The organism is Sandaracinus amylolyticus (genome assembly GCF_000737325.1).
GTDB lineage: Bacteria > Myxococcota_A > Polyangia > Polyangiales > Sandaracinaceae > Sandaracinus > Sandaracinus amylolyticus.
The window spans coordinates 82,118-105,853 of record NZ_CP011125.1; the positions used below are offsets into that span (position 1 = coordinate 82,118).

15 protein-coding genes are annotated in these 23,736 nt (G+C 70.9%); 8 read left to right on the plus strand and 7 right to left on the minus strand.

The window, feature by feature from the left end; genetic code table 11:
* Positions 1-84 precede the first annotated feature (84 nt).
* The 4 genes from DB32_RS00340 (at position 85) to DB32_RS00355 (ending at position 4,353) form a co-directional block, all read left to right on the plus strand.
* On the plus strand, positions 85-1,830 hold the full coding sequence (locus DB32_RS00340; RefSeq protein WP_053230411.1) for a serine/threonine-protein kinase: 1,746 nt from the start codon (positions 85-87) through the stop codon (positions 1,828-1,830).
* Between the two features lie 70 nt (positions 1,831-1,900).
* A complete protein-coding gene (locus DB32_RS00345; RefSeq protein WP_053230412.1) occupies positions 1,901-3,109 on the plus strand; it encodes a BMP family ABC transporter substrate-binding protein in 1,209 nt (402 codons plus the stop codon).
* Entirely contained in the window at positions 3,109-3,897 is a 789-nt protein-coding gene (locus tag DB32_RS00350; RefSeq protein WP_053230413.1) for a tetratricopeptide repeat protein, read from the plus strand. The genes DB32_RS00345 and DB32_RS00350 overlap by 1 nt, the downstream gene beginning before the upstream one ends.
* A gap of 18 nt (positions 3,898-3,915) precedes the next feature.
* Positions 3,916-4,353, plus strand: coding sequence for a hypothetical protein (locus tag DB32_RS00355; RefSeq protein ID WP_053230414.1), 438 nt, complete (start codon positions 3,916-3,918; stop codon positions 4,351-4,353).
* A 13-nt stretch (positions 4,354-4,366) separates the two neighbouring features.
* On the opposite strand, the gene DB32_RS00360 is transcribed toward DB32_RS00355, so the two are convergent.
* On the minus strand, positions 4,367-4,894 hold the full coding sequence (locus DB32_RS00360; protein ID WP_053230415.1) for a GNAT family N-acetyltransferase: 528 nt from the start codon (positions 4,892-4,894) through the stop codon (positions 4,367-4,369).
* Positions 4,895-4,979: 85 nt separating this feature from the next.
* On the opposite strand from DB32_RS00360, the gene DB32_RS00365 reads away from it, so the two are divergent.
* The 3 genes from DB32_RS00365 (at position 4,980) to DB32_RS00375 (ending at position 7,343) form a co-directional block, all read left to right on the plus strand.
* A complete protein-coding gene (locus DB32_RS00365; protein WP_205627012.1) occupies positions 4,980-5,789 on the plus strand; it encodes a DUF1295 domain-containing protein in 810 nt (269 codons plus the stop codon).
* A 1-nt stretch (position 5,790) separates the two neighbouring features.
* Positions 5,791-6,231, plus strand: a complete 441-nt coding sequence (locus DB32_RS47820; protein WP_053230416.1) for an ABA4-like family protein — start codon at positions 5,791-5,793, stop codon at positions 6,229-6,231.
* Between the two features lie 281 nt (positions 6,232-6,512).
* Entirely contained in the window at positions 6,513-7,343 is an 831-nt protein-coding gene (locus tag DB32_RS00375) for a M48 family metallopeptidase (RefSeq protein ID WP_053230417.1), read from the plus strand.
* A gap of 8 nt (positions 7,344-7,351) precedes the next feature.
* On the opposite strand, the gene DB32_RS00380 is transcribed toward DB32_RS00375, so the two are convergent.
* The 5 genes from DB32_RS00380 to DB32_RS00400 are packed head-to-tail and all read right to left on the minus strand — an operon-like array spanning position 7,352 to position 21,555.
* On the minus strand, positions 7,352-10,456 hold the full coding sequence (locus DB32_RS00380) for an efflux RND transporter permease subunit (RefSeq protein ID WP_053230418.1): 3,105 nt from the start codon (positions 10,454-10,456) through the stop codon (positions 7,352-7,354).
* 11 nt (positions 10,457-10,467) lie between these two features.
* Positions 10,468-11,658, minus strand: coding sequence for an efflux RND transporter periplasmic adaptor subunit (locus DB32_RS00385; RefSeq protein WP_053230419.1), 1,191 nt, complete (start codon positions 11,656-11,658; stop codon positions 10,468-10,470).
* Positions 11,655-13,118, minus strand: coding sequence for a TolC family protein (locus tag DB32_RS00390; RefSeq protein ID WP_157068545.1), 1,464 nt, complete (start codon positions 13,116-13,118; stop codon positions 11,655-11,657). Before DB32_RS00390 ends, DB32_RS00385 begins: the two co-directional genes overlap by 4 nt.
* On the minus strand, positions 13,085-18,463 hold the full coding sequence (locus DB32_RS00395) for an AAA family ATPase (RefSeq protein WP_053230421.1): 5,379 nt from the start codon (positions 18,461-18,463) through the stop codon (positions 13,085-13,087). The genes DB32_RS00390 and DB32_RS00395 overlap by 34 nt, the downstream gene beginning before the upstream one ends.
* 5 nt (positions 18,464-18,468) lie before the next feature.
* On the minus strand, positions 18,469-21,555 hold the full coding sequence (locus DB32_RS00400; protein WP_053230422.1) for an NAD(P)-binding protein: 3,087 nt from the start codon (positions 21,553-21,555) through the stop codon (positions 18,469-18,471).
* A 171-nt stretch (positions 21,556-21,726) separates the two neighbouring features.
* On the opposite strand from DB32_RS00400, the gene DB32_RS00405 reads away from it, so the two are divergent.
* Entirely contained in the window at positions 21,727-22,272 is a 546-nt protein-coding gene (locus tag DB32_RS00405; RefSeq protein WP_053230423.1) for a DMT family transporter, read from the plus strand.
* A gap of 98 nt (positions 22,273-22,370) precedes the next feature.
* Here the strand turns inward: DB32_RS00405 and DB32_RS00410 are convergent, their stop codons facing one another.
* The gene (locus DB32_RS00410; protein ID WP_157068546.1) at positions 22,371-23,687 is read right to left on the minus strand and encodes a protein kinase domain-containing protein; all 1,317 of its coding nucleotides are present in this window, start codon (positions 23,685-23,687) and stop codon (positions 22,371-22,373) included.
* Positions 23,688-23,736 lie beyond the last annotated feature (49 nt).

The window sequence follows — 23,736 nt, forward strand, 5'->3', positions numbered from 1 at the left end:
ACGCCTGCGATCCTGTAAGGGTTGACTTTTCCCGTCTGACCAGGCGACATCGTCGTTTGGGAACTGGGGAGGGGGGCGCGGCGCGTGGTCGGAGAGAAGGCACCCAGCGGTACCGAGAGCCCGGACGAGACGGGCGCGGGTGCGATACGCGACGTCGAGCAGAGCGGTGAAGCGCGGGCGCAGCGAGCGCCAGCCTCGCTGCCTCCGCCGGGGGAGACCCTCCCCCGCGAGCTCACCTCGAAGTACCGGCTCGACTCGCTGATCGCGATCGGCGGCATGGGACGCGTGTATCGCGCGACCCAGCTCCCGCTCGACCGCAAGGTCGCGATCAAGCTGCTCGCGATCCAGAAGGGCGCCGACGACTTCCGGAAGCGCTTCTTCCTCGAGGCGTCGATCAGCTCGAGGCTGAAGCACCCGAACATCGTCACGGTCCACGACTACGGCGAGACGGCCGACGGCGGGCTCTTCATGGTCATGGAGCTGCTCGACGGCGAGCCGCTCACGGAGGTCCTCGCGCGCGAGGTGCGCATCGAGCCGGCGCGTGCGTGCCGCATCGCGATGGAGATCTGTCGCGCGCTGCGCGCGGCGCACCGCGAGTCGCTCGCGCATCGCGATCTGAAGCCCGGCAACGTGATGATCACGCGGGGCGAGGAGGACGAGTCGGAGCACGTGAAGGTGCTCGACTTCGGCCTCGTGAAGGTCTTCCAGGAGAAGCAGGAGATCGCCCCGCTCGAGCGCGATCTCACGCGCGGCGAGACGATGCTCGGCTCGCCCCGGTACATGGCGCCCGAGCAGATCGTCTGCGATCCGGTCGACAACCGGACCGACATCTACGCGCTCGGCGTGGTGCTGTTCTCGCTCGTCACCGGGCAGGTCCCGTTCGGCGGCAAGAGCGCGGTGGCGATCCTCCAGCAGCACCTCAACGCGCCGGTGCCGAGCCTGCGCGAGAAGATCGTGCTGCGCCCCGGCGAGACGCGCGCGCCCGAGCTGCCCGCGGGGCTCGAGGCGATCATCAAGCGCTGCATGGAGAAGCGCCCGAGCGATCGGTTCCAGACCGTCGCCGAGATCATGCAGGCGCTCGCGAGGATCGACGGCGCGGCGACGAGCATGCGCAGCGCGCACGATCAGAGCGTCGAGATCAGCGCGTCGGGCCCGATGCTCGGTGGGCTGCGCGCGCCGAGCGAGCTGCCGGGGACCACGCCGACGCCGCAGCCGATGCCGGCGGAGCTCAAGCCGTCGCGCGCGCGCACCGGCGCGATGGTCGCGGTCGTCCTGGGCGCCGCGGCGGTCGCGGGGCTGCTCGCGTGGGGCGGCGGCGCGAGCCCCGAGCCTGCGCCGACGCCGGTCGTCGCGGCCGAGCCGCCGCGCGCGACGCGCGTCGTCGTCACGTCGGATCCCGCGGGCGCCGAGGTGCGCGCGCGCGGCGAGGTGATCGGGACGACGCCGCTCGAGCAGGAGATCCCGGGCGAGCGCGGCGAGCGCGTGGAGCTCGAGCTGGCGCTCGAGGGCCATCGTGCGGCGCGCGTGCCGGCGGTGCTCCAGGGCGACTCGGTCGCGGTGCACGTCGAGCTCCAGGAGCTCGCGCCCGTCGCGCCGCCGCCGCCCCCCGTCGAGATCGCGGCGCCGATCGCCGAGCCGCCTCCGGCCGCGACCAGCTCGCCCTCGCGCACGCGACGCTCGCGCAGCGAGACCGCGGCCGCTGCGATCGCGACGCCTCCTCCGCCTTCGTCGCCTCCGCCCGCGACCACCACGAGCTCCGTCGCGCCCGAGGCTCCTCGTCGCGGCGTGGTCGACGACGCGCGCGCGCGATCGGTGCCGGTCGTCGACTGATGCCGCGCACGCACCTTTTCTTCTTCGAAGGAGCCGCTCCGTACCGGGCATCGAGCCCTCGAGAGGCAGGATGAGCCGAACGTCTTCCGTCATCGCCGCGACCGGCGCGCTCCTCGCGCTCGCGACGCCTGGGTGCTCGTTGATCCTCGATCCGCAGATCGACGAGGGAAACGGCCCGCCGCCGATCGAAGGAACGATCGACGTGGGCTTCCTCTACGTCGGTCCCGTCGGTGATCACGGCTGGACCAAGACCCACGACGACGCGCGACTCTACCTCGAGGAGAACGTGTCCGACGTGGCGACGCACTACGCGCCGACCGTCGCGGTCTCCGACGCGGCGCGCGTGATCGACGAGTTCGTCGCGCGCGGCGACGACGTGATCGTCGGTACGAGCTACGACTTCCTCGTCCCGATCCAGGCCGCGGCGCTGCGCTATCCGGATCGTCGCTTCCTGATCTGCTCGGGGTTCCAGACCGGGCCGAACCTCGGCTCGTACTTCGGCCGCATGGAGCTCGCGCTCTACCAGGCCGGCGTGCTCGCGGGGCGCATGACGCGCGGCGATCGCATCGGGCTCGTCGGGCCCGTCGTGATCCCGGAGTCGGTGCGTCACATGAACGCGTTCACGCGCGGCGTGCGCTCGGTGAACCCCGACGCGCGCGTGCTCGTGCGCTGGACCTACGCGTGGTTCGATCCCGAAGAGGAGACCGCGGCGACCGAGGAGCTCGTCGCGGCCGGCGCCGACGTGATCTTCGGGCAGACCGACACGCCCGTGCCGATCCAGGTCTCGGCGGAGCTGAGCGCGATGGACGGCGGGCCGGTCTACTCGATCGGCTACGACAATCCCGACAGCTGCCAGTTCGCTCCGTCGCGCTGCCTCACGAGCGCGTACTGGAACTGGGGCCCGATGATCACGCGCATCGTGACCGAGATGCGCGACGGCACGTGGGAGCCCGCGACGCCGATCTACGAGCAGATGAAGCCCGATCCCTCCGAGAGCGTCGTGTACCTCGCGCCGTTCGATCCCACGGGCCCGGTGCCGACCTCGGTGCGCCTCGAGATCGAGGGGCTCGTCGGCGAGCTCACCGCGGACAGCGAGGAGAGCCGTCACCACGCGTTCCGCGGGCCCGTCGAGGACAACCGCGGCACGACGCGCGTCCAGTCGGGCGCGGTGCCCACGGACGCCGACCTCCTGAACATGTGCTGGTTCGTCGAGGGCATCTACGAGCTCGACGGAACGACGCCCGCGGTGGTGCCCGCGGTCTGCCCGGGGGTGCGCTGATGCGCTGGATCGTCTCGATGGCTCTCGCGCTCGCGCTGGCGCTCGGGAGCGCTGCGTCCGCGTCGGCGCAGGAGGAGCCGCCCGAGTTCCAGGGGCTCGTCGATCGCGGGATGCAGCACTACGCCGCGCGCGAGTACGAGCAGGCGATCGAGCTCTTCCAGCAAGCGTTCGCGATGCGCGGCGAGCCCGAGCTCGTCTACAACATCGCGCGCTCCTACGAGCGCCTCGCGCGGCGTGACGACGCGATCCGCGAGTACGAGCGCTTCGTCGCGCTGCCCGGCACGACCGCGGAGCTGCGCACGCGCGCGCTGGGATCGATCGCCGCGCTGCGCGAGGAAGCGCGGCTCGAGGCTGCTTCGCGCGCCGCTGCGACGCCGCCTCCGTCGGCGACGGCGAGCGCGTCGACCGCGCCGCCGAGCGAGACGCGCGCCGAGCCGCAGCAGGGCGGGTCGAGCGGCGTCGGCACCGCGGGCTGGGTGCTCACCGGCATCGGCGGCGCCGCGGTCGTCGCGGGCGTGATCACCGGCGTCATCGCGTTCGATCGCAACGCGGCGTTCGAGGACGCGACCCTGCGCAGCGAGCAGATCGCGCTGCGCGACGAGGTCCGCACGTACGCGCTCGTGACCGACGTGCTGCTGATCGGCGGCGGCGTGATCGCGGCGACGGGGATCGTGCTCGCGATCGTCGGCGCGAGCGAGTCGAGCGGGAGCGAGCGCGCCGATGCGACGCGCGTGATCCCGCTGGTCAGCCCGGAGGTCGCGGGCGTGGGTGTGTCGGGTCGATTCTGATCTCTCGCGAGGGGTGGAATGGTTCCGAAGAAGTCGCTCTACACGAAGTCCTACGGGAAGCTCCGCGCGGACGTGTACCTGCTCCCGAAGCACCGCACGATCCTCTACGAGCTCGACGGGTACATCGCGACCGATCACGTCGACCCGTTCATCGACGATCTGCTCGACGCCGCGAAGACCCACGCGCCCGTCGGGATGATCGCCGACCCGCGCAACATGAAGGTGCTCAACGCCGACTTCCAGCGCGCGATCCAGACACGCTTCTGGCCCGCGATCGCGAAGCTCGGCGTGAAGCGCAACCCCGCGATCATGCCGGGCGCGACGGTCACCCAGACGAGCGTGAAGCGCATGGTCTCGGGCATCGGCGAGACGATCACGGTCGGGCCCGGACAGACGCTGCAGATCGCGGTGCTCGAGAGCCTCGACGACTGCCTCGAGTGGATCGGCAGCACCTGAGCTCGAGCTCGAGCTAGAGCGCCTTCTTCAGCACGACGAACACGAGATCGTCGCGCCGCGGCAGGCCGAAGCGCGCATCGCCGTAGGGGAAGGGCTCGGTCTCGCCGGTCGGCGCGTAGCCGAGCCGCGCGTACCACGCGATCAGCTCGGCGCGCTGCGTGATCACGGTCATGCGCATCGCGCCGCGACCGAGCTCGTCGCGCGCGACGCGCTCGGCCTCCGCGACCAGCGCGCGCCCCACGCCGCCGCCCTGCAGCGTGGGCCGCACCGAGAGCATGCCGAGGTACGCGCTCTCGCCCTCGTCCTTCACGACCACGCACCCGAGCAGCGCGTCGTCGCGCTCCGCGAGCACCAGGCGCGCGCGCGGGGTCGCGAGCAGCTCCGCGATCTCTCGCGCGTCGGTGCGCTGCCCGTCGAGCAGGTCGGCCTCGGTGGTCCACCCGGCGCGGCTCGCATCGCCGCGATAGGCGCTCTCGACCAGCGCGACGATCGCGGGCACGTCCTCGGCGCGCGCAGCTCGGAATCGCAGGTTCGTCGTCACGGAGGGCGCATCGTGATCCGTGCGCGCCGCGGGTGCATCCGCGCTCTTTACTCGGCGATCGCGGGCGACGAGAATCTCGCGCCGCGTGCCTACCTCGCTGCTGTTCGCGGTCTACGGTGCCCTCGCGGTCGCCGCCCTCTGCTGGATCCTCTCGCTCTTCACGCGCGAGTGCTCGTGGGTCGATCGCATCTGGTCGATCGTGCCCGCGCTCTACGTCGGGTGGTTCGCGTGGTGCGCGGACTTCGCCGACGCGCGGCTCGTGCTGATGACGGTGCTCGTCACGGCGTGGGGCGCGCGGCTCACGTTCAACTTCGCGCGGAAGGGCGGGTACGCGCCGGGCGGCGAGGACTATCGCTGGGAAGTGCTGCGCAAGCGCATGAGCCCGGCGATGTTCCAACTGTTCAACTTCGGGTTCATCGCGCTGTACCAGAACGTGCTCTTGCTGCTGATCACGCTGCCCGCGTGGGCCGCGCTCGAGCACGGCGCGGGCACGCCGCTGAACGCGATCGACGTCGTCGCGGCGCTGCTCTTCCTCGCGTTCCTCGCGGGCGAGACGATCGCGGACGAGCAGCAGTGGCGCTTCCACCAGGACAAACACGCGCGGAAGGCGCGCGGTGAGCGCGTCGAGCACGAGTTCCTCACGAACGGGCTCTTCCGCTTCTCGCGCCACCCGAACTTCTTCTGCGAGCAGGGGATGTGGTGGGCGATCTACCTGTTCTCCGTCGCGGCGGGCGCAGGATGGGCCAACTGGACCATCGTGGGCGCGGTGCTGCTCTCGCTGCTGTTCCAGGGCTCGACCACGTTCACCGAGCAGATCACGGTCTCGAAGTACCCCGCATATCGCGAGTACCAGAAGACCACGTCGCGCCTCCTGCCCATGCCGCCGCGCGCGTAGCGTGGACACGCTCGACTACGTCTTCCTCGCGCTGAACTACGCGGTGGTGCCCGCGTGGCTCTTGCTCGTCTTCGCGCCGCGATGGCGAGGCACCGAGCGGATCGTGTTCTCGGGGCTCGTGCCGGTGCTGCTCGGCATCGCGTACACGATCCTGCTCTTCGGCGATCGGCCCGGCCCGCAGGGCTCGCACTTCTTCACGCTCGACGGCGTGATGCGGATCTTCACCACGCGACAGACCGTGATCGCGTGTTGGGTGCACTACCTGATCTTCGATCTGTTCGTGGGTGCGTGGGAGGTGCGCGATGCGCGGCGCCTCGGGATCCCGCACCTCGCGGTGGTGCCCTCGCTCGTGCTCACGCTGATGTTCGGGCCGGTCGGTCTGATGTCGTGGATCGCGGTGCGCGGCGTGATGCGACGGCGCTTCTCGCTCGTGGAGACCTGAGAAAGCCGCCTCGCTCAGGGCCCCCCGCGAGCGAGCACTCCCGCTGGCGTGAGCAACATCGGCTCGCCCGCGCCGGGCCCTTCCGTCCACGTGCTCCGCACGCTCCCGTGCGGGCCCCGCACGAGCGAGCACTCCAGCTGGCGTGAGCAACATCGGCTCGCGCGCGCGGGGCCCTCCCGTCCACGTGCTCCGCACGCTCCCGTGCGGGCCCCGCACGAGCGAGCACTCCAGCTGGTCGTGGCGCATCGCTTGCTGCGCGCATCGCGCAGGAGGATGCACGGATGCGCACGAAGCGAGATGGTCGGCTCGCGCTCGCGATCGTCGCCGCGGTCGCGGTGCCCGCGTGCGCGAGCGCGGTGTCGACCCAGCGCGAGGTCGCGATGGGGATGCAGGCCTCGGAGGAGATCGAGCAGGAGCTCCCGATCCTCGACGACGCCGAGATCACGACGTACGTGACCGAGCTCGGTCGTCGCCTGGTCGGCGCGGCGGGCAGCTCGCGCGACGTGCCGTGGCAGTTCCGCGTCGTCGACACCGATCAGATCAACGCGTTCGCGCTGCCCGGCGGCTTCATCTACGTGACGCGCGGGCTGATCGAGGAGGCCGACACGATGTCGGAGCTCGCGGGTCCGCTGGCGCACGAGATCGCGCATGTGGAGCACCGCCACGGCGTCGAGCAGATGTCGCGCATGCAGAGCACCGCGCTCGGCGCGACGCTCGCGTACGTGCTGCTCGGTCGCGAGCCCGGCGACCTCGAGCAGGCCGCGCTCGGTGTCGGCGCGGGTGCGGTGTTCGCGAGCTACAGCCGCGACGACGAGCGCGAGGCCGACGCCTCGGCGATCGAGTACACGACGAGCGCGGGGATCGATCCCTCGGGGCTCACCCGCTTCTTCGCGACGCTCGCCGCCGAGGAAGAAGAGCGCGGCGTGCTCGAGCGGTGGTTCGCGACGCACCCGATGACCGAGGATCGTCTCGAAGCGACCGAGGCCGCGATCGCGGCGAAGCCCACCGCCGAGCTGCAGGTCGACGACCCCGCGTTCCAACGGATCAAGGCGCGGCTCGAATCGCTGCCGCCGCCGCCCGCCGAGACCGCGGGCGGCGAAGACACACAATGAACCATCAATCACGAGGGATCGCGGTACGGTCCCTCGCTCGTCGCGCTCTCCGACGTGCTGCGCAGCGCGTACGAGAGCAGCGCCGGCAGCACGAAGAGCCCGAGCAGCGTGCTCGACACGACGCCGCCCATCACCGCGGTCGCGAGCGGGCGCTGCACCTCGCTGCCCGCCGATCCCGAGATCGCCATCGGCAAGAAGCCGATCGCCGCGACCGTCGCGGTGAGCAGCACCGCGCGCAGCACCGCGATCGCGCCGCTGCGGATCGCGTCCTCCACGCTCGCGCCGCCCTCGATGCGTCGCTTCACCTCGCTCGCCATCACCACGCCGTTGAGCACGGCGATGCCGCAGAGCGCGATGAACCCGACCGCCGCGGGGATGCTGAACGGCATGCCGCGCGCCGCGAGCGCCGCGACGCCGCCGATCAGCGCGAAGGGCACGCCCGAGAACACCGCGAGCGCGTAGCGCACGTCGCCGAACGCGAAGAACAGCATCGCGAAGATGATCGCGAGCGCGATCGGCACGACCATCCCGAGGCGCGCGCTCGCGCGCTGGAAGTTCTCGAATTGCCCGCCCCACTCGAGGTCGTATCCGTCGGGCAGCTCGATGTCGCGCGCGACCGCGGCGCGCGCGTCGTCGACGAAGCTGATCAGATCGCGGCCGCGGATGTTCACCTCGATGCGCAGCCGGCGTCGCAGGCTCTGTCGACTGATCTGCGAAGGACCGTCGGCCTCGACCACGCTCGCGACCTGACCGATCGGCACCAGCGCTCCGTCGGACGTGCCGACGGGGAGCGCGCGGAACCCCTCGAGCGACTGCTCGATCGGCGGCAGCAGCACGCGCAGCTCCATGCGGCGCTGGCCCTCGAACACGTGGCCCACGCGACGCCCCTGGCGCGACGCCTCGACCGCCGCGAGCACCTCCTCGCTGCGCATGCCGTAGCGCGCGAGGCGCGTGCGATCCGGGCGCACGAGCAGCATCGGCATCCCGAGCGCGCGCTCGACGCGCACGTCGCCCGCGCCCGGCACGCTGCGCAGCACCGCGCCGATGCGGCGTCCGATCGAGCTCATGCGCTCGAGATCGTCGCCGAAGAGCAGGATCGCGACGTCGGCGCGCGAGCCCGAGATCATCTCGTTGGTGCGATCCTCGATCGGCTGCGAGATCGAGACGAACGTCGAGGGCACCTCGGACTCGATCGCGGTCTTCATCGCCTCGCCGAGCGAGTCGAGATCGTGCGCGGTGGTCCACTCGTCCTTGGGGCGCAGCCGCACGAGGATGTCGGTGTTGTCCATGCCGACGGGATCGGTCGCGACCTCGGAGCGGCCGGTCATGCCGATCTGACTGACCACCTCGGGGAAGCGCGCGAGCACGCGCTCCACTTCGAGATCGAGCCGTCGCGCTTCGCTCAGGCCGAGGCTCGGGATCCGACGGATCGCGACGACGATGTCGCCCTCGTCGATGCGCGGGACGAAGTCGGCGCCCAGCGAGCCGCCGATCGGGATGGTACAGACCAAGAGGACCACCGCGAGCCCGACGAGCGGACCACGCGCGCGGATCGCGCGGTCCACCAGCGTCGTGTAGCGGCCCTCGAGCCAGCCGAGGAAGCCGCCGTGGTGGTGCCCTCCGCCCTTCAGGAAGAGCGCGGCGCCCGCGGGGAACACGAGCAGCGCGAACACGACCGAGCCGCCGAGCGCGAGCGCCATCGTGGTCGCCATCGGCCGGAACATCTTGCCCTCGGTGCCCTCGAGGCTGAGCAGCGGCACGTAGACGAGCAGGATGATCAGCACCGAGAACGCGACCGGGCGCGCGACCTGGCGGATCGCGTCGCCGATCGTCTCGGTGCGCGAGCGCTTCGAGAGATCCTCGATCGCGAGGCGCGCCATCACGGCCTCGACCATCACGATCGGTCCGTCGACGAGCAGGCCGAAGTCGATCGCGCCGAGCGACATGAGGCTGCCGTCGACGCCGAGCGCGATCATGCCCCACACCGCGAGGATCATCGCGAAGGGGATGCCGAGCGTGACGAGCAGCGCGGCGCGCCACGAGCGCAGGAACACGAGGATGACGATCGCGACGAGGACGAGGCCCTCGACCAGGTTCGTCGCGACGGTCTCGAGCGTGCGCTCGATGAAGCTCGCGCGGTCGTAGACGACGTCGACCTCGACGTCGTCGGGGAGCTCGGCGCGGATGCGCGCCATTTCCTCGTGCACGCGCGACACGACCTCGCGCGAGTTCTGGCCGATCAGCATCAGCACGATGCCGGTGACGGCCTCGCCTTCGCCGTTCTGGGTGACGACGCCGTAGGGCAGGGCGGCGCCCTCGCGCACCTCGCCGAGCTGGCGCACGAGGATCGGCGTTCCGTCGTCGTCGGCGGAGACCACGACCGAGCCGATCTCCGCGACGTCGCGCAGGAGGCCCTCGCCGCGGATCACGTACTGCTCGGGGCCGCGCTCGATCCATCCGCCGCCGACGCTCGCGTTGCCGCGCTCGAGCGACTCGAGCACCTGGCCGAGCGTGAGCCCGTACGCCGCGAGGCGACGCGGGTCGAGCACGACCTGGAACTCCTTGGCCGCGCCGCCCATCGCGTTGACCTCGATCACGCCGGGCACGCTGCGCAGGCGCGGAGAGATCTCCCACTGCAGCATCGAGCGCAGCTCCATCGAGCTCCGCTGCTCGCTGCGCAGCACGAACTGGTAGATCTCGCCGAGGCCGGTCGAGACGGGCGCGAGCTGCGGGCGCCCGAATTCCGGCGGAATGTCGGCCTCCACTTCGCGCACGCGCTCGGTGACGAGCTGCCGCGCGAACCACACGTCGACGCCCTCTTCGAACACGATCGTGACCGCGGAGAGCCCACCGCGCGTGACCGAGCGCAGCTCGGTGAGGCCGGGCAGGCCGGTCATCGCCATCTCGACCGGGAACGTGACGAAGCGCTCCATCTCCTCGGCGGACAGACCACCCGCCTCGGTGAGCACGACGACCTGCACGTTCGTCACGTCCGGCACTGCGTCGACGGGAAGACGCGGCACCGCCCAGAAGCCGCTGATCAACACCGCGACGCCGAGCACGACCATCAGCGCGCGCTGCTTGACCGAGAGATCCGTGATGCGCTCGAGCATCGTCGTGGGCCTCAGCGCTGGAGCTCGCTCTTGAGCGCGAACGCGCCCTCGACGACGAGCTGATCACCGACCTCGAGCCCGGCCTCGACCTCGACGAGCTCGCCGAGCGATGCGCCGAGGCGCAGCGGGCGCACCTCGTACTCGTCGCCGCCGAGCGCGACGAACGACGCGGGCTCGCCGCCGAGCTGGAGGATCGCGCTGCGCGGCGCGAGCACGCCGCGGTGGGCACCGGCGTCGCGCGAGAGCCGCGCGTAGACGTACTGACCGGGACGAAGGAGACGCTCGGTGTTGTCGATCGAGACGCGCACACGACCGGTGCGCGTCTCGGGATCGACGATCGCGTCGACGTGCTCGACGTGGCCGCGGATCGCCGCGTCCTGCGCGGTCTCGGTGCGCACCTCGACGTCGTCGCCTTCGCGCACCCGCGCGAGGTCGCGCTCGTACACGTCGAGCAGCACCCACACCGTGTCGAGCGCCGCGACGCGCAGGATCGGATCGGTGGGCTCGACCACCTCGCCGAGCATCGCCGTGCGCTCGATGATCTCGCCCGCGATCGGCGCGCGCAGCGTGATCCCGGAGACGCGCCCGCCGCGCGCGATGCGCTCGAGCTCGCCGCGGGTCAGGCCCATCGCGAGCAGGCGGTGCTCGGCGCCGCGCGCACGCGCGGAGAGCGCGCCCTCTTCGGCCTCGGCGCGCTCGAGCGATCCCGCGGTCGCGAGCTGTCGCGTCGCGAGCCCGCGCTCGCGCGTGAGCCGTGCGCTCGCGGCCTCGAGCTCGGCGAGCGCGGCGAGCCACTCGGCGATGGCATCGCCGAGCTCCGCGGTCTCGATGCGCACCAGCGGCGCGCCCGCCTCGACGCGATCTCCGTGCTCCACGAAGTACTCGGCGACCCGACCGACCACGCGCCCGCCGACGTCGGAGACGCGCGCGGGATCGAGCGCGATCGCGCCGACGACCTCGATGCCCGGCGCGATCGACGACTCCTCGACCGCGGCGACGCGGATGCCCGCGCGCTCGGCGAGGTGCTGTCCGAGGCGCACGCGCTCGCGCGTCGGCGCGCTCGCGACGGTCGTCGTCGGAGGCGACTGTCCGCTCGCCTCGGCGCGCAGCGATGCGCTCGCCAGCGCGCCTGCACCGCCTCCGAGCGCCGCGCCGATCGCGAGCAGCGTCGCGCGCTCGCGCCATCGCGAAAGCCTGATCATTCCCACGTTCCTCCGATGGCGCGCTCCAGCGCGATCCGTGCGTTCCAGGCGTCGCGCAGCGCATCGAGGCGCTGCGCCCGCAGCGCGTAGACCTCGCGTCGCGCGTTCAGCACGCGGAAGAGATCGACCGCGCCCGCAGCGAGCAGCTCCTCGCTCATCGCGAGCGCGCGCTCCGCCGCGGCGAGCGCTTCGTCGTCGATCACGCGCAGGTGATCGAGCGACGTCTGCAGCGCGGCCCATGCCGCCGCGGCTTCGCGCTCCACGCTGCGCTCGGCGAGCACGCTCAGCTCGAGCTCGAGGTCGGACTGCCCGCGCGCGACCGCGCGCTCTCCCTGCGCGGTGCGGATCAGCGGGAGCCCCATCGTCGCGCTCACGCCCCACGAGTGCGCGGTGCGCTGGTTCCCTTGCGACTCCCACTCGAGCCCGACGAGGAGGAGATCGATCGACTCTGCGAACAAACGATCTTCGCTGAGGCGGTAGCGACGCGCGGCGGCCTGGTGGGCTCGGGGCTCGGCGCGGCGTTCGCTCGCGAGCGTGATCGCGGTGGCGAGATCCACGTCGCCTGGGGGGCCAGCCCCCGCGAGCGGCTCGACCTCGGGGCTCACGTCGGGATCGAGGTCGAGCGCGGCGCGGAACGCGGCCTGCGCCGCGAGGAGCGCGCGGCGGCGATCGGCGACCTCGGCGCGCGCGATGCCGAGCTCGGACGCGGCGAGCGACACGTCGAGCACCGTCGCGTCGCTGGCCTCGGCGCGGGCGCGCACGCTCGCGTGGGAGGCGCCGGCGACGCGCAGTCGATCCTCGGCGACCGCGAGGCGCTCCTGCGCGATCGCGAGGTCGACGTATGCGCTCGCGACCTCGGCGCGCGCCTCGTTCGCCGCAGCCTCGGCGATCTCTTCGGACTCTTCGACGAGCTGATCGATCTCGTGCGACCACGCGCTCTGTCGGCCCGAGAGATCGAAGGGCAGCCCGAGCACGACGCCATACGTCGCGGCGGACTGATCGGGCATGCCGAAGAGCGCGCGCACGCTGACGTAGGGATTGCCCACGACTGGCACGCTCCGGTGCGCGAGGTGCGCGCGCGCCGCGTCGACCTGTGCGCGCGCGGCCTGCACGCGCGGCGCACCGGTGATCGCGCGCGCCGCTGCGGCGCGGAGCGACCAGCGCGCGCGACGGCGATCGCTGCTCTCGTCGTCGATCTCGGCGACGACGCGGGCCTGTGCCGCGGCGTCGATCGGTGCCGCGATCGCCGCGACGCTCACGCCGAGCGCCAACACCGTGGCGCGCAGCGATCGATCGCGAGGCGAGGGCGAGGAGGGCACGGGCAACACGTCGCCCGCGTCATGGCTCGTCATCGAGGCGGATTGATAACCGAGAACTCCGAGCGCGCAATATCGGGAAAACCGATGGGTGCCAATCGGTCGATCCGCTACTTGCGCTCCATCGCCTCGACTCCGCTCCACCCCTCGGGCACGCCGCGCGCGCGGTACTCCTTCGCGCGCTCGAGATAACGATGCGCCGTCGCGTCGTGCTCGTACGCCGCGAGGAGCTTCTCGAACGAGTCGCTCGCGTCCGCGAACTCCGCGCGCTGGAACGCGGCGAGCGCGGCCTCGAACTCCGCGACGTGGTCGCGCTTCGCGCGCGCGCCCGCGTCGACGTCGCCGTCGAAGCACTCGTAGACGCGCACCACCTGCGACTTGCCCTTGGGACGGATGTCGCCGACGCGGCGCAGCCCGAAGCGCTCGAATGCGCGATCGACGCGCGCGATCGTGCTCTCGCTCGCCGCGATCGACACGCGCAGCTCCTTGGTGAGCCCCTCCATGCGCGCGGCGGTGTTCACGGTGTCCGAGACCAGCGCCGCGTCCATGCGATCGCGGTCGCCGATCACGCCGATCATCAGCGGCCCGGTGTGCATGCCGATGCCCATCGTGATCGGCATGCGCGCCTTCGCGCGGCGCTCTTCGTTGTAGCCGCGCAGCGCGCGCTGCATCGCGATCGCGGCGCGCAGCGCGTCCTCGGGCTCGCGCGGGAAGAACGCCATCACTCCGTCGCCGAGGAAGTCGCTCACCACGCCGCCGTGCTCGCCGATCACCGGCGTCATCCGCGAGAGGAACCCGTTGATGAAGCGGAAATTGTCGTCGGGCGACATCGACTCCGACAGCGACGTGTACGAGCGGATGTCGGCGAAGAGCACGGTCATGTCGCCGTGTCGCTGATCGCCGAGCCGCACGTCGAGGATCGACTCCGCGCCGAGGAAGTCGAGGAACGCCTTGGGCGTGAAGCGCGAGTAGGCCTGCGTGAGCTGCGTCTGCTTGTCGAGCGCGGTCTCGAGGTTCCGGTAGAGCTTCGCGTTGTCGAGCGAGATCGCGATCTGTCCGCCGAGGACGCCGAGCAGCGTCAATCGCTCGGGCGTGAACGCGTCGGGCGCGAGGTTGTTCTCAAGGTACACGATCGCGCGCAGCGCGCCCTGGTGCACGATCGGCATGCACAGCATCGAGCGCACGCTGTGGCCCAGCACGTGCGGATCGCGCGCGAAGCGCGTCTCGGTGAGCGCGTCACCGACGACCAGCGCGCGCTTGCTGCGCGCGACGTACGCGATCGCCGTCTCGGGGAGCTCGGCCGACGCGATCGCGAGGTCGAGGCCGGTCGACACCGCGCCCGTCGCGTCCTTGCGCGCGACGACGCGCCCCTCGTTGTCTTCCCAGAGCACGAGCGCGCCGCGCTGCGCGCCTGCGTTCTCCACCGCGATCTCGAGCAGCGTCGCGGCGAGCCGATCGAGCACGATCTCACCGCTGATCGCCGTGGTCGCCTTCACGACCGACGCGAGGTCGATGTCCGCCGAGACGTGCTGCGGCTCGTCGTGCGTCGCCTCGTGCCCGTGCGCCGCGAGCTCCGGGAACGCTGCCTCGAGCGCATCGGCCTTCGCGATCGCGCCCCAGCGCAGATAGCCCTCGTGCGCGCGGCGGAGATACCACGTCGCGAGCTCGCGCCGCGCGCGGCCGCGATGGAAGCGCGCGGCGAGCTCGCAGGCGAGCGCGGCCTCTTGCACGTAGCCGTGCGTGGTCGCGCCTTCGATCGCCTGATCGTAGAGCTCGCGCGCCCGCGTGTGGTCGCTCTCGATGCGCGCGATCTCCGCGGCGACGAGGTCGTGCTTGTGCTGGTAGTTCATCGGCGCGAAGCGGCCCCACTTCGCGAGCTTCGCCGCGTGCGCGCGCGCCTCGGCGAGCAGCGTCTTGCTGCGCTTGCCGCGCGCGCTCTCGCTCGCGCGGGCGCGCGCGAGCGCGTCCCAGAACGTCCAGTACGGCGTGTCGGGCAGGCCGGTCGCGGACTCGAGCAGCGTCTTGGCCCGATCGCCGTGCTGCACCGCGAGATCCGCGCGATCGAACAGGTACCCGAGCATCACCTTGTTCGAGTGGAAGAAGAAGCGCGACGTCGCGTCGTCGCCCTTCGCGGTGAGCGTCTCGATCTCTCCGTCGTCGTAGGTCTCGCCGCGGAACTCGATCGGATGCGCGCTGCGGCCCATCAGGTTGAGCAGCGTCTGACGAAGCATGTCGCAGCGGCGGAACGCGGCGTTCTGCTCGAGCTGCGCGAAGATCGTGCTGTACGTCGCGGCCTCGCGCTCGAGCTCGGCGAGCGGACGACCGCAGTAGTGCATCCACAAGAGTCGGTAATAGGCAGACCACGTCGCGCCGACGAGATTGCCGGCCTTCATGCCCGAGTGATAGGCGTCGAGCAGCGGGTCGACGCACGTCGACAGGTGCTGCGTCCAGTGCGTGATGAACACGTAGAGGACGAAATAGACCTTCGCGAGATAGGTCTCGGCGCCGAGCTCGCGCATCGTCGTGAGCGCGGTGCGGCCGAACACCTCGCCCGAGCGGATGTCGCCGAGCACGCCGGAGAGCGTGATCGCGAAGGAGCCATATCCGAACGGAGAGAGCGGCGAATTGCCGTACTTCACGCTCAGGTCGACCATCGCGAACACGAGCAGCGGAAACAGCGGACTGCCGCTCATGTACGCCGGCGGCACCATGCGCTCGAGCAGCAACATCGCCTCGAGCTTGTGCGGGTCCGTCATGCGACGTTGCGTCGCGAGCTTCGGGACGTCCTTGCCAACGAGCGTGAGCTTCGTGCGCGCGAGGCCCGCGAGCACGTGCGGGAGCTTGGGCTCGCGCGGGAAGCGCACGCCGAGCTGCGCGAGCGCCTCGAGCCCGACCTTCATCGCGTCGTTCAGACGGTTCTGCGACGTGTACGCGTCGACGCGCAGGTTGTAGACGCGGATCGTCTCGAGGATCGACGCGCCCGCCGCTTGCGCCAGCACCGCGTCGATGTGCTGCTCCATGCGATCGATCGCGCTCGAGAGATACGCGCACTCCGCGGCCTCGGTGTGGAGCTGCAGCGCGAGCGGGCGATCGGTCGACCACGCGACGTCACCGCCGACACCGCCGAGCAGCTCGATCCCGATCGTCAGGTACTCGAGCGCGGCCGCGTACGCTGCGCTGCGCTTCGCGACGAGCCCCGCGTGGAGATCGAGCCGCGCGAGATCACGACGCTCCGCGCGATCGAGCAGGCGCGCGCGGCCGCGGTTGAGCTGGTGGACGACGTCGAAGATGCGATCGTCGGCGTCGGTCGCGCCGAGCGCGCCGGCGAGGCGCCGACCGAGCCCGAGGTGCAGCGCTTCGCGCTCGCCTTCGGGCACCAGCGAGTACACGGCCTGCTGCACGCGGTCGTGCGGGAAGACGTATCCCGCCTCGAGATCACCCGCGATCTCCAGCCCCGCCTCGAGGAAACGATGGCCCGCGCCCGTCGCGAGGAGCACGCCTTCGCGCAGCGCGGGCTCGAGCAGCGTCGCGACCGCGATCGCCGTGCGATCGGTGAGCTGCGCCAGCACGCTCGCGTCGACGCGGGTGCCGAGGCATGCGCACGTCACGAGGAGCTCGCGCGTCGCGTCGGGCAGACGCCGCACCTTCGCGACGATGAGGTCGAGCACGTCGCGCCGTGTGCCTTCGCGACCATCGAGGCTCCACTCCCAGCGCGCCGCCGCGTGGCTCCATGCGAGCGTGCCCTCGTCGACCATCGCGCGCAGCAGCTGGCCCACGAAGAGCGCGTTGCCCGCGGTCTCGCCCGCGACGTGGGTCGCGAGCGGGCGCACCTGCGCCGGCGTGTCGGAGAGCGTGTCCGCGACGAGCTGCTCGATGGCGTCGTGGGCGAGCGGTCCGATCGCGATCCGCGTCACCCGCGCGCTCGATCGACCGAGCGAGTCGAGCAGCAGCGTGAGCGGATGTCCGGTCGGCACTTCGTCGTCGCGATAGGCACCCACGATGAGCAGGTGTCGCGCATCTCCGCTGGTCGCGAGCGTGCCCAGCAATTCGAGCGACGCCGAGTCGGCCCACTGCAGATCGTCGACGAAGAGCACCAGCGGACGCGTCGAGTCGGCGACCGACGCGAGGAATCGACGGAGCACGTACTGGAATCGATGCAGCGCCTCGCTCGGGCCGACCTCGGGCACCGCGGGCTGCGTGCCGATGACGAGCTCGAGATCCGGCACCAGTCGCGTGAGCAGCCCGCCGAGATCCGAGGCCGCATCGAGGATGCGCGCGCGCTGTCGCGCGAGCTCCGCGTCGTCCTCCGCGAGCACGAGGTGCACCCACTGCTCGAACGCGCGCGACAGCGCGGAGAACGGCACTTCGCGCTGGTACTGATCGAACTTGCCCTCGATGAAGCGGCCGTGGCGCGCGGTGAGCGGGCGCTCGATCTCGCGCACCAGCATCGACTTCCCGGTGCCGGCGCGCCCGGCGAGCAGCACCAGCTCGACGCCGCCCTCCGGCGCGGCGATGCGATCGATCGCGTCGCGCAGCGCGGCGAGCTCGGCGTCGCGACCATAAAGACGCCGGGTGAGCCGGAATCGCGCGGAGACGTCTCGCTCGGCGAGCGCGAAGGTAGGAATCGCGTCGCCGCGCCGCACGTGATCGAGACAGCGCGCGAGATCGACACGCAGTCCTTCTGCCGACTGATATCGATCCTCGGCGTTCTTCGCGAGCAGCTTGAGGACGATCGCCGAGACCTGCGCGGGAATCTGCGGATCGCGCTCATGCGGCGGAGTCGGCGCCGTCGCGATCAGTCGATGCACCAGCTCGAGCGCGCTCGGGGCCGAGAGCGCGGGTGCCCCGGTGAGCATCTCGTAGAGGATCGCGCCGAGCGAGTAGAGATCGGCGCGCCAGTCGACCGGACGGTTCATGCGCCCGGTCTCCTCGGGCGCGGCGTACGCAGCGCGATCGCTCGCCGCGACCGCGAGGCCCTCGGGCTCCGCGACCACGTCGAGGCGGCTCGCGAGCCCGAGGCGCGAGAGCTCGATGTCGCGGAACGTCGCGTCGACGCGGATCGCGCGCGGCGAGAGGTGCCCGTGCACGATGCGCGCGGCGTGCAGCGCGCCGAGCACGTCGGCGAGGCGCACACCGACCTCGAGCACGCGCTCGAGCGGCTGTCGCGCATCGGAGAACGCGCGCTCGAGCGTGTCGCCCGCGAAGAACGTGGTCCACAGCGCGGGCCGACCGTCGACCTCGCCGCGGCGGATCGCGCGGCGCACCCCGGGGATCGCGAGCTCGCGCGTGAGGCGCAGCTCGTTCTCGAGCTCGAGCTGCGCCTGCGTGGTCGCGGGCGCGTCGAGCACCTTCACGAGGAGAGGGCCGCTCTCGGCGCTCGAGTCGCCGAGGCTGGATCCGCCGAGGCTGGAGTCGTCGAGGCTGGAGTCGCCGAGGCCGGATTCGTCGAGGAAGTACGTCGCGCCTCGCGCCGCGTGCAGCCTTCTCATGGGGACTACGAAGCTCCGGGAATGCCGACGTCGGGGTAGATCTCGCGCAGCCCGTTCTGGTTCATGCGCAGGCGCAAGAACGCTTGTGCCGCGACGAGCCCCGACGTGACGGCGCCCTCGACGTGGCCGATGTTCAGCCCGAAATTCGTCCAGTCGCCGCAGAGGAAGAGATTGCGGAACCCCGACTCATCGGCGGCGAGACGGTATTTGTCGCTGCCGGGCCAGGCGAGCGTGTATTGCTCGCTCGGCGCCGCATTGACGGTGAACCACTGGCGCGCGAGCCGGACGTCGCCGGGGATCTTCTCGGTGCAGCTCGGGTCGCGGGGATCGACGAGCAGCGAGAGATCGAACGTCCCGTTCTTCACCGCGTTCGGGAAAAACCACCCCATGTTCTGATCGAGCCAGCCGCGCGTGTACTCGATCAGGCGCCTCGTCTCGCGCTCGGGGAACCCGTGATCGCTCGGCGGCGGCAGAGGGCCGGTGTCCCAGGTCCCGCAGTAATAGCTGAGCTCACCGGGCATCTCGTCGGGGCGCCAGCCCTCGAACGTCAGCACACTGCCCATGTCGGTCCACGAATAGAGCAGATCGGCGTAGATGACCGAATTGGGCTCGTCGCCCTCGTCCATGCCCCACTCGCTCATCTTCATCCCGAGCTCGGAGAGCGTCGGACGGAGCCAGAGCTGGACTCCGAGCGTCGGAGTCGTGCGCACGTGTCCGACCATCTTCTTCCACGCGTCGGAGTGATTCACGATCTCCGCGCAGATCTGCTCCGTCGCGCGCACCGGGATGCCGAGGATCACGTCGTCGAAGTCGACGCCGCGGCGGAGGACCTCGGTGCGCACCGAGGTCCAGTCGGCCCACGGCGACTCGAGATCGACGTTCTTCTCGCGCAGCACGCGCACCTGCTCGGGATCGAGCTGGTCGTAGTGCGGGTGAGAGGGCCAGCCGTCGACGTCCTTCACCTTCTTGAGCGGCGAATAGCGCTGCACGCCGGGCGCGAGATCGACCTGGACTCCGACGGTGATCGACTCGATCTCGTCGGTCGGCGACCAGTGCACTTCCTCGACGTCGCGGAAGAACGCGAACTCGACGCCACGGTGCGCGAGCATCTTGTAGAGGGGCGCAGTCAGCGAGCCACCGGTGCCCGCGACGAGCTTCCACACCAGCGAGCCACGATACGTCACCGACGCGAGCAAGCTGCGCAGGCCGAGGTCCGCCGCGAGCCGTCCCGGCTCGCCCTGGTACATGTTGTGGAAACACCCGCAGTAGATGAACCGCACCGGCGCGCAGTCCTTCAGATCCTCGGGCAGCCCGTGCGAGAGCAGCCACTCGCGATAGTCGCGATCGTTGATGCGACCGAAGTCGAGCTGGTGAGTCCGCTCGTCGTACACGTCCTCGAGGAACCCGCGGAGGTTCGCCAGGCCGTACTCCGCGAGGATGTAGATGTGCTCGAGGCGATCGTCCTTCGTGCGATCGGCGGGCGCGAGGTGACGCAGAAGCGTGACGAACCCGCCGAGCAGCCCCGCGATCACGCGCAGCACCGAGACCTCGAGGCCGTTGATCTCGACGGTCGGCTTCTTCGCGAAATCCTTCGCGAGATCGCGCGCGTACGCGACCCACTGCAGCTCGGGGCGGTGATGATCGGAGAGGCCGAGCGCGCTCTTCGCGACGTCCTTCCACCAGTGCGGCTCGCTCTTCTCCCAGGGCGGCGTGAACCACGTGTGGATCACGATCGGAGAGAGCAGCTTCTGGATCCACGATTGGTCCTCGGCGTACGGCGAGCCGAGCACGAGCTCCGCGAGCAGTCCGAGCGCCTCGCCGATCACTTCGTAGATCGGCGGCGGACCGCCTTCGCCGGGGAGCTCTTCGTTGTACGGGAAGAGAATGGGCCAGTTGGTCCACTCACCGGTCTTCGCGTTCTGCTGCGTGAACAGCGTCGCATCGTCGGGCACGAACGCGTCGGTCCACTTCGGCAGCGGAGAGCCCGGCGCGAGATGGTATTTGGCCATCTCGTCGTAGGCGTCTCGCACCATGCGGAATGCGTTGTTGTACCAGCCCTGGAAGATGTGGATTCCGCGCTCTTCGATGCGATCGCCGGGGCCGAACCCATTGGCGGTCTTGCCGCCGACGCGCCACCCGATCTGATAGAGCGTGACCTCGTAGTGATCGCGCCAATTCGGATAGCTGGTGAGCTCGTACGCCGCCGAGAGCGATGCGAGGCCGCCGCCGAGAATGGCCACCTTCCGCTTCGCGCCGGGGCGCGGCGGAGGCAGCGGGACCGGCTTCTCGTCGGTCGGCGCGCCACCCGGATAATCGGGCAATCCCATGTTGATCAGGCGCTTGAGCCCGGGCTGTCCGATCCAGCCCGACGCGTGCTCGTAGAGCGAGGTCAGCTGGGGGATGACGAAGAGATCGTCGAACGTCTGCTCGAGATCGTCGCCGACGGAGTGGCCCTTCTGCAGGATGTTCCGGACGTCGCGCTCGGTGAGCGGGTAATGCCGCGGATAGAACGCCGGGATCTCGACCATGATCGCGACGCTGGGGAGCGCGGGATTCGCGAGGATCTGGCCGAGCTCTCCGAATTCCATGCCTTCGACCATGCTCTGCGCGTAGAGCAGTCGATAGAGCACGATGTTCATGAACACGCGCTCCGACCACGGCTCGGCGTGCGCGAGCGCGACGGACTCGAGATATCCGGCGACGATGCTGCTGTTGTGGGCGCGGTACCAGCTCTGCGGCGTCTTCTCGCGCTGGAACGCGAGCCAGAATCGGACTGGCGCCGATCCCGGCGAGAGCTCGGGGAGGTTGTCGGCGATCAGCGACGCGAGCTCGGCGTGATAGAGGAGCGCGCCATTGACCGCGCGCCACCACGGAGAGCCGCCCTTCTCGACGGGCGCGAGCACACCGCGCTCGATCTCCCAGCGCATGAAGTCGAGCTCGGAGCGTCCGAGCCCGTACGGCTTCGGATCGCCGCCCCATCGCTCGTAGTAGCGCTGTCGCAGTGCGAGGCGTCCCTGCGGATCGTCGGCGACGGAGTCGACGGTCGCGCGGGCGCGCTTGCACAGCTCTTCGTAGGTGATCTCCCCCGGCATCGTTCGGTCAGCGTACTCACGGTGACGCGCCGTTCTCAACGACGATGCGGTGTCGATCGGTCGTTACAGCGCGACGAGATCTCCGGATCGCGCGCAAGCGCGGAGGCGAGCGTGAAGCGCGCGGACGGTAGGGACCGGCGGGCGAGCCGATTCTTCGACAATCTAGAGGTCATGGCGACGGGACCGTGGCTCTGGGCGCTGGTGGCCGCCGCGCTCTTCGGGGCGTCGACGCCGGCGGCGAAGGCGCTGCTCGGCGCGATCGGGCCCTTCACGCTCGCGGGGCTGCTCTACCTCGGCGCGGCGCTCGCGGTGGCGCCGAGCGCGCGAGCGTGGCCGCGCGCCGCGCTGCGGGAAGGCGCGACGCGATGGCGCCTCGGCGGCGCGGTGCTCTTCGGCGGGGTGATCGGGCCGGCGCTGCTGATGCTCGGGCTGCGCGCGGCGAGCGTGTCGGTGCGCGAGCCGCTGACGACGGTGTCGATCGTCGCGACCGGGCTCCTCGCGGTCGCGCTGCTGATGCTGCCGCGCGATCGCCACGCACACGCGCATCGACACGAGCGGACGCGGCACGCGCACTGGCATCGTCACGACGACGCGCACCACACGCACGCGCACGAGCGACTGCCGCGCTTCGGATGGCACTTCCACGAGCACGATCACGACGCGATCGAGCACGTGCATCCGCACGAGCCGGATCTGCACCATCGGCACTCGCACTGAAGCGTGGGAGAAGAATTCACCACGGAGGGCCGCAGAGGGCCGCAGAGGAATTGGCCCTGATCTCCGTGGCCCTCTGCGATCTCTGCGGTGGATTTCCGCTAGCGCTTCGACTCGCGCTCTCGGAATCGCGCCGCGAGCGTGCGCACGAACGCGCCCATCCACGGCTTGAGCGACTCCACCTCGCGCTCCAGCGTCTCCGCGGTCACCACGCGCAGCGTGCTCGACTCGAGCGCGACGACGCTCGCGGTGCGCGGGCCGGGCGCGAGGATCGCCATCTCGCCGAACACCTCGCCGGGGCCCATCACGCGCAGCACGCGGCGATGCCCCGACGGGCCCTGGAACACCTCGAGGCGGCCGCTCTCGATGATGTACGCGGTCTCGCCCGCCTCGCCCTCGCGCACGACGTGCTCGCCGGGCGCGACCGTGATCACCGGGAAGAGCCCACCGCCGCGCACGAACTGCACGAGGTCGTGCCGCATCGCGGCGACCGACGGATAACGATCGCCGGGCGCGACCGACATCGCGCGCGTCACGATGCGCGCGAGCGCGCGCGGGGTGTGCGGCGCGATCTGCTCGATCGGATCGCACTGCCCGGTCTGGGCGCGCACGACGATCGCCCAGAACGTGTCGGCCGCGTACGGCGCGCGGCGCGCGAGCACGTGATAGAGCAGCGCGCCCACCGCGAACACGTCGGTGCGCTCGTCGAGCTCGTCGTTGAGGCCGCGGGCCTGCTCGGGCGCCATGTGGGTCGCGGTGCCGACGAGACGAACGCTCGAGCCGCTGCGCTCCTCGGGCGCCACCGGCGTCGCGACGGGACCGAGGCGACGCGCGATGCCCCAGTCCATCAGGTAGACCTGACCGAAGTCGCCGACCATCACGTTCGCCGGCTTCACGTCGCAGTGGATGACGCCGCGGCTGTGCGCGAACGCGAGCGCGTCGCAGCACTTGATCACGACGTCCAGGAGATCGAGCAGCGTGTCGTGCGCGATCGGTCCTTCGGGCAGCGCGCGCACGATCTCCGCGAGCGTGCGGCCCTCGACGAGCTTCATCGTGAAGAAGAGCGAGCGCTCGCCCTCGACGCCGAGCTCGTGCACCGGGACGATGTTCGGGTGCTCGAGCTGCCCCGTGATCTGCGCCTCGCGCACGAACATGCGCAGTGTCTGCGGGTCCTTCGCGAGGTGGTCGTGGATGCGCTTGAGCACGGTGCGGCGCTCGAGCGCCTTGTCGAGCACGACCTCGACCGACGCCATGCCGCCGGCGCCGATGTCGCCCGCCGGCAGCAGCCGCGAGGTGAGCGCATCGCGCAGCGCCGCGACGATCGAGGGCACGTCGCCGTCGAGCGTCTCCATGCTCGCGCGCGTCGCCGGCGCGTCGGGCGCGCGCGGCGCGCGAGGCCTGCCGTTCCGCGTCTCCACGCGCGCATCGTACGCCGGTCGCGCAGGGGCGCGCCACGTTCGCGGCGCG

Excerpts from the sequence above, each read along its gene's own strand:
- DB32_RS00345 (WP_053230412.1), top strand. The coding sequence starts at position 1,901 with ATGAGCCGAACGTCTTCCGTCATCGCCGCGACCGGCGCGCTCCTCGCG.
- DB32_RS00350 (WP_053230413.1), top strand. The coding sequence starts at position 3,109 with ATGCGCTGGATCGTCTCGATGGCTCTCGCGCTCGCGCTGGCGCTCGGG.
- DB32_RS00355 (WP_053230414.1), top strand. The coding sequence starts at position 3,916 with ATGGTTCCGAAGAAGTCGCTCTACACGAAGTCCTACGGGAAGCTCCGC.
- DB32_RS00375 (WP_053230417.1), top strand. The coding sequence starts at position 6,513 with ATGCGCACGAAGCGAGATGGTCGGCTCGCGCTCGCGATCGTCGCCGCG.
- DB32_RS00380 (WP_053230418.1), bottom strand. The coding sequence starts at position 10,456 with ATGCTCGAGCGCATCACGGATCTCTCGGTCAAGCAGCGCGCGCTGATG.
- DB32_RS00385 (WP_053230419.1), bottom strand. The coding sequence starts at position 11,658 with ATGATCAGGCTTTCGCGATGGCGCGAGCGCGCGACGCTGCTCGCGATC.
- DB32_RS00395 (WP_053230421.1), bottom strand. The coding sequence starts at position 18,463 with ATGAGAAGGCTGCACGCGGCGCGAGGCGCGACGTACTTCCTCGACGAA.
- DB32_RS00400 (WP_053230422.1), bottom strand. The coding sequence starts at position 21,555 with ATGCCGGGGGAGATCACCTACGAAGAGCTGTGCAAGCGCGCCCGCGCG.
- DB32_RS00405 (WP_053230423.1), top strand. The coding sequence starts at position 21,727 with ATGGCGACGGGACCGTGGCTCTGGGCGCTGGTGGCCGCCGCGCTCTTC.